Raw genomic sequence first — 5,462 nt, forward strand, 5'->3', positions numbered from 1 at the left:
GCGCGGTACTGCAAATGCGCTGGTCTTGGACGACGGTGGTGTCAACGGCTGCACGGCCCCAGGAGACGCCACGAACGGACTCAAGGTCAATGTGACCACTGCCGCCCTCCCCCCCGGCGCGGCTCTCGACGCGACCCTGCTGAGCATGTACGCGGGCAGCGCCCAATACCGATCAGCAGCCCTTGAAGCGGTCGGCTCAGTGAAGGCCACGGCGGGCATGCTCAACAGCTTCGGCGTGTACAACTCGGGTCTGGTCAAGTGCTACCTGCAGATCCACAACCTCGCAGCCGCGCCCGTGCTGGGGAACGTCCCGTGGTTCATCGTGGGTGAAGTCGACACAGGCGAGGCCATCACGTGGCCGGAGCACTACCAACTTTCGACCGGCATTCAACTCGCGCTCTCGACGACTCTCGCGACCTACACTTCACCCGGCGCAGTGGGCCAGTACCACGCGTGGAGGGACTGAGCCATGACTACACGATTTGGTGGTAAGCCCGGGATCGTCACTGCGTCTTCGGCCGTTGATGCAGCAGCCGACGCCCTCAAGATTGGAGCCCGCTTCGGCTCCGTCGTGCTCGCGCCGCTGACTCCTGCGGGGGTGGCGGGTGGCGCTATCGATGACTGGGCGCGGTGGGTAGCCGTCGCGAACGTGTGCGACGCGAACGGCTGGAAACTGCGAGGGGCAAAAGGCTCGTGGTACTGCCTGTCCAAGCAGGTGACTCCGCACTCGATCGATTTCGAGTTTGAGCCGGGATGCACGCTGTATTACGACCTTCGGCCGATCGGCAACGCGAATGAGGACGGATCGATCTTCTGGCACGTGATCATCGGGTCGCTTGCGGTATCGTCGTATCTGGCTGCTGCTGCTGCGGAGGGCCAGTCCTACATCGACGTGTTGGACCCGTCTGGCTGCTCCGTTGGTGGCACAATCATCCTGGAATCCCCGTCGCGTATTCACTCTTTCCTGGTGCGCTCTCGGACTGACGTGGTGCTGGGTGACGCGCAGCTTTCCGCGTTCGTTGCGACCGGGGCTACGCTCGGCAACTCCGACGTGTGGAAATACTACTACAACGTCACCAAGCCTGCCGCCGTTCCGGTGATTGACTTCTACAGCGACTCGGCGAAGACCGTCCACGTCGCCACAGGAACGCGCGCCGACGACGCGGGCGGGGTCATCAACTGCGCGGCGGTTGGTGGTTCTGGCTTCACTCCCAGCATCACGATCGCAGCAACGGTGGTGCCCGACTCTGGCGCGAACAATATCGCGATCGTCGCTGGCAGGATCGGCATCGATGCCGCGCTAGCGCAACCGTTCGCGGCAACGGGCGGAACGAACCCCGTAACGGACTCGCGCATCTACTGTCCCACCGATGCGCAGGTCGCGCGAAAGATCCGAATCGAGGGCAACGGCTGCAAGGTGCTACCCAACTCGGCAGGCGGCGGTCGCGCTGACAAGATCGTCGAGCTTGCATATTCTTGGGACTGCTGCGTTTCTGGGTTCAACGTGGACGGCTCGGGGGTCACGCTGCTCGGGTGCTCGTTCGATCTTGGTGGCGTGCGAAACCGATACGAGCGCATGGTGTACGACGGACACGACGTGTCAGGGGCCGGGCTCACGCTGGAGGGCCAGCGCGGAAGCGAGATCGTCAAGTCGCAATCCGATCACTGCGTCAGCGCAAACATCTTCCTTCTGTGCTCAGACCACTGCAAGGTGGAGGCGCTTGTCAACGGAGGCGTCAACGGGCTCATGACTTCGGTCGTAAACGCGGCGGACATATACGGGTGTTCGCGCAATCGAGTTACGCTCAACGCGACCGGGTGCAGCCAATCGGCTGTACTGTTGCGCGACGGAGCTAGGCTCAATGACATCGATTGCAACTGCGACTCCTGTTACAACGGAGTTTGGATCACTACGAGCGCAGCGAAGGCAAAGGACAACACCATAACGGCACGCTCCAACGTCGGCAACTTCCACACGATCAAGATCGACGCAGGGATCAAGGGAACTGTCATCAAGCTGTGCGAATCCAACGGCGCTACTGACTACTCCATGGACATCTCGGATGAGATTTCGTTGCAGCGCGTGGTTGGGAATGATCCATACGGGATCCACTTGCTCGCAGGGGCGTACAACGCAGAGATCGGCGGCGCGATCATCCACGACGGATCGCCGTGCATCCAAGTTGACGCGGGTGTGCGGGCACACATCACAGGGAGCAACCTCACGGGCCGAAATGCCTGCGTTTACATTCCTGGCGCGGGATCTGTGGTGCTGATCGACAGCACGAAATGCGCGGAGGTCGCGGGCGGCGGCATCGGCGTCTACCTCGCAGGGGCCACAAGCACGGTGCGACTTGGCTACGGTTACGACGGTTCTGCGTGTACGAACCGTTTCGCCAACGGCGGCTACGCTTCGCGCGGGAACGTCACCTTCGGGTCCGATGCGGCTGTCGATGTGACGTGGCCTGACATCAACGGGGATTCTGGGACGGGCGTTGGAGACAGAGTGATCCTGACACTCGTGGCAGCAAGCGGGACCCCCACCCGCCCACCACTGTGCGTCATCACGCACAAAACCAAGTTCACCCTGACGCCGGTCGCGGGGGATCGCTCGACGTACTCCTACGAAATCGTCTGACCCCCACGCCCGGCGCATCGGGCAGGAGATAGAAGAAATGAACATCACCCCTCTCATTGGCCCCCTCGCAGACATGCTCAAATCGAAGAAAGCGATCGCGCTCGCCCTGAGCCTGACCGTCGTCGGCGTGCTCTGCTACCTCGGCAAGGTCCAGGAAGCGCAGCTACTCGACTTCGCAAAATGGCTCATCGCGGCCTACCTCGCAGCCGAGGGCGTTGCGAAGATCGGCAGCACGACGAGCAGTGACACGCCAGCGAAGCCTGCTGACGCCCTCCCCGTCCGTCCCCCGTCCGACGAAACGATCGCGGCGCTCGCCGCCGTAGCGCTCGGCGAGGGCAGGCCGCTCACGCGCAAGGAACCTCTCCCGCCCACGATCATCCGCGACACCACGCCCGAGGCATGACATGGAGCGACCCGACGACTGTCCAGACCCCTCCGGAAACGGGGGAGGTTGCGATGCGTTGCAGCGCCACACCGCAGAGCACGGGCGCTTCTTGCAACGGCTCAGCAACGTCGAGATCTCGCTGGCGACAATGCGGATCGTCACCGACGCCACCCGCGAAGACTCACGCGCAATCCGCGCAGTCGTCTGCGGTCCGGCCAATGAGGCGCTCGCGAAGTACGCCAGTGACCACCCGCCGGAGTTGCTCGACGTGGACGACGGTGAACCGATACCCACATCGACGGCGATCCAGGTTCCGCACCTTGGGCTCGTCAAGATACGCCGCGAGCAACGCAGAGCCGTGGACGCTGAGAAGGCGCGCGACGAGGCAGACATGGCCCGCGTAAGGCTCGAGGGCGCAAAGCTACGAGCCGAGGAACGCGCCGCAGAACTCGCAGACCGCAAGGCTGCAGACGACAAGCGCCACGCGCGGATCGTTGCTGCGTTGGCGGCGATCTCCGCTGTCGCCGTAGCCGTCGCAGGCGCGCTCGCGCTACTCGGAAAGTTCGTGCACTGATGCACAACCTCGGCTGCTATCTATTCTCCGCGATCCTGCTCGTGCTCTTGGCATGCGCAATGGTCGCCGTTTCCGAAAGGTGGACACTGTGAGAAACCTATTCCTGACTGTAGCTTTCCTGGCTTCGATCGTAGCCCTTTGGGCTTGCACCAAGGCGCAGGGCGATGCCGCTCTCCGCGTGCTCACCATGAGCGCCGAGCAATGCGTCAAGGTCGCACAGGCCAACGGACGCAACGACATCGCCACTTACTGTGGACTCACCGACTCGGCGCTCGACATCCTCACTGCGAGCTTGGCTGACCAGACCTGCACACTGCCCACCGACGCAGGAGTCGAGTAGCGTGCCTCTCGTTCGCGCACGCACCGGCTTGCCCATCACCGAAGCCGAGCACAAGGTCGACATGTGGGACGCGCTCGTTGTGGCGTGCGAGCACGGAGCGTCGATCCGCGCGTGCGGGACTGGCCTCATGATGTGGACCCACGGTCTGACTGGCGCGCAAACGTCGGTCCCGTTCGAGGGCGCGAACCTGACCGAATGCGTCGAGGCCATGATGAGCGAGAACGCGAGAGCCAAGACCCTGCCTCCGCGTAGCACGCAAGCCACGCTGCCCGACAACATCGCGGCGCTGAGGGGGAAGACATGATCCCCCTCGAAGGCCACGAAGTCGACGCACCCGACGTGTCTGCGCGCCACGAGATGATCGAGGCGTTCGACCACTTGGGGCCGATCGAGCAGCGGATCCTCGCCACGATGGCAACCCGCGTCGGCGATGGGCAGGCAAGTTACGGACGGTTCCGCGACGACGATCCACGTCATGAGCCTGACGAGATGTTCGAGGAAGTGATCGACGCTCTCGTGTACGCGTGCAAGCGGCTCGTGAAGCTCGCCAAGAAATACGCACCGCGCGACACAACCCCGAGCCCCGCGCCATGATGACCCGCGAGATCCTTCTGGCCGCAGAAAGTGACGCCTTGTGTCGCTTGGCGCGGTCGCTGGGTATCGCGGCACCGGAGACAATCGAGCGCGCGAAACTGGTCACGAAGATTCGGGCGGCGATGAAGCGACAACGACGGGTGAGGTGAATCAATGCCGACCACGTGGAAGATGCTTCGGTGGACTACGCTGCACATTCCCACGTGCCGCCCACTGCCCGTGTTCCTAGCCTCCGATGAGCATGAGCCCGCGCTGGCGAAAGACCATCCAACGGGCGGCGAGACGGGCGGGCTGTTGTGCTTCGGCTCGTGGCGCTTGCTCGTATGGGCAGGACTGCCGCGCAAGGACTACGCGCGAATCATCATCCACGAGATCGTGCATTCGATTCTCAGCGACGTGCCCAGACGCACGCTCAACAACGGAACCGAGGAAAGCGTCGCGATGGCGCTCGACGCGTCTGTGCCTTCGGTGCTCGCCCGATGGGGCTGGACGCTGCCGGAGCTCCCGGACGGTTGGAGATCGCTCGCTGCGCATGCGCGACACCAGCGCTACGGCCGAAAGCAGAGGGAAGAATGAGCGGCATCAGAATCAACGACGCGCAGATCGCGCAGGCCATTGGCGTCTTGCAGCGGTATCACGTAGAGGAGATGGCCGATGCCAGAGCCGAGCTTTCCGGGCTGTGGGGATTCGTTCTCGGCAGATCCACCCTCTCGCACGCGTTCAAATTGCGAGGTCTCCCGCTCCCGTCGTCGTACCTGCTGCCGCGCAGGACTGCGGCTGTTCGCTTTGCAGCGCCCACGGCTGGACACGTACCGCCTGCCGAACGTGTGGGAGATTTGCGAAGCGATGAGTCTGGTTGTGGCGCGCGGCATGCGGATCTGAATACCGATATGCAGCACCGGATAAACCCGGCGCAAGTGTCTGGGAATCC

General features: G+C 63.3%; 9 protein-coding genes. All 9 read left to right on the plus strand.

What is annotated here, in order from left to right:
* A partial coding sequence (locus tag WDA27_14610; GenBank protein MFA5892157.1) for a hypothetical protein occupies nucleotides 1-466 on the plus strand: 466 nt, incomplete at its 5' end.
* 3 nt (nucleotides 467-469) lie between these two features.
* Nucleotides 470-2,638 carry a hypothetical protein gene (locus WDA27_14615; GenBank protein MFA5892158.1) on the plus strand — a complete coding sequence of 723 codons (2,169 nt, stop codon included), beginning with the start codon at nucleotides 470-472 and terminating at the stop codon, nucleotides 2,636-2,638.
* A 37-nt stretch (nucleotides 2,639-2,675) separates the two neighbouring features.
* A complete protein-coding gene (locus WDA27_14620) occupies nucleotides 2,676-3,041 on the plus strand; it encodes a hypothetical protein (protein ID MFA5892159.1) in 366 nt (121 codons plus the stop codon).
* Nucleotide 3,042: 1 nt separating this feature from the next.
* Complete coding sequence (locus tag WDA27_14625) at nucleotides 3,043-3,597, plus strand: hypothetical protein (GenBank protein MFA5892160.1); 555 nt, start codon at nucleotides 3,043-3,045, stop codon at nucleotides 3,595-3,597.
* A gap of 88 nt (nucleotides 3,598-3,685) precedes the next feature.
* Nucleotides 3,686-3,937, plus strand: coding sequence for a hypothetical protein (locus WDA27_14630; GenBank protein ID MFA5892161.1), 252 nt, complete (start codon nucleotides 3,686-3,688; stop codon nucleotides 3,935-3,937).
* A gap of 1 nt (nucleotide 3,938) precedes the next feature.
* The gene (locus WDA27_14635; GenBank protein ID MFA5892162.1) at nucleotides 3,939-4,241 is read left to right on the plus strand and encodes a hypothetical protein; all 303 of its coding nucleotides are present in this window, start codon (nucleotides 3,939-3,941) and stop codon (nucleotides 4,239-4,241) included.
* A complete protein-coding gene (locus WDA27_14640; GenBank protein MFA5892163.1) occupies nucleotides 4,238-4,531 on the plus strand; it encodes a hypothetical protein in 294 nt (97 codons plus the stop codon). The genes WDA27_14635 and WDA27_14640 overlap by 4 nt, the downstream gene beginning before the upstream one ends.
* 153 nt (nucleotides 4,532-4,684) lie before the next feature.
* Nucleotides 4,685-5,107, plus strand: a complete 423-nt coding sequence (locus WDA27_14645; protein ID MFA5892164.1) for a hypothetical protein — start codon at nucleotides 4,685-4,687, stop codon at nucleotides 5,105-5,107.
* Nucleotides 5,104-5,462 (plus strand): hypothetical protein (locus tag WDA27_14650; protein MFA5892165.1); only part of this gene is annotated, 359 nt, incomplete at its 3' end. The genes WDA27_14645 and WDA27_14650, both read left to right, overlap by 4 nt.

Source organism: Actinomycetota bacterium (assembly GCA_041658565.1).
In the GTDB taxonomy this organism is placed as follows: Bacteria; Actinomycetota; AC-67; order AC-67; family AC-67; genus JBAZZY01.

What these genes read in the sequence shown, in the direction of transcription:
- WDA27_14615 (MFA5892158.1), top strand. Translation starts at nt 470, where the DNA reads ATGACTACACGATTTGGTGGTAAGCCCGGGATCGTCACTGCGTCTTCG.
- WDA27_14620 (MFA5892159.1), top strand. Translation starts at nt 2,676, where the DNA reads ATGAACATCACCCCTCTCATTGGCCCCCTCGCAGACATGCTCAAATCG.
- WDA27_14625 (MFA5892160.1), top strand. Translation starts at nt 3,043, where the DNA reads ATGGAGCGACCCGACGACTGTCCAGACCCCTCCGGAAACGGGGGAGGT.
- WDA27_14640 (MFA5892163.1), top strand. Translation starts at nt 4,238, where the DNA reads ATGATCCCCCTCGAAGGCCACGAAGTCGACGCACCCGACGTGTCTGCG.
- WDA27_14645 (MFA5892164.1), top strand. Translation starts at nt 4,685, where the DNA reads ATGCCGACCACGTGGAAGATGCTTCGGTGGACTACGCTGCACATTCCC.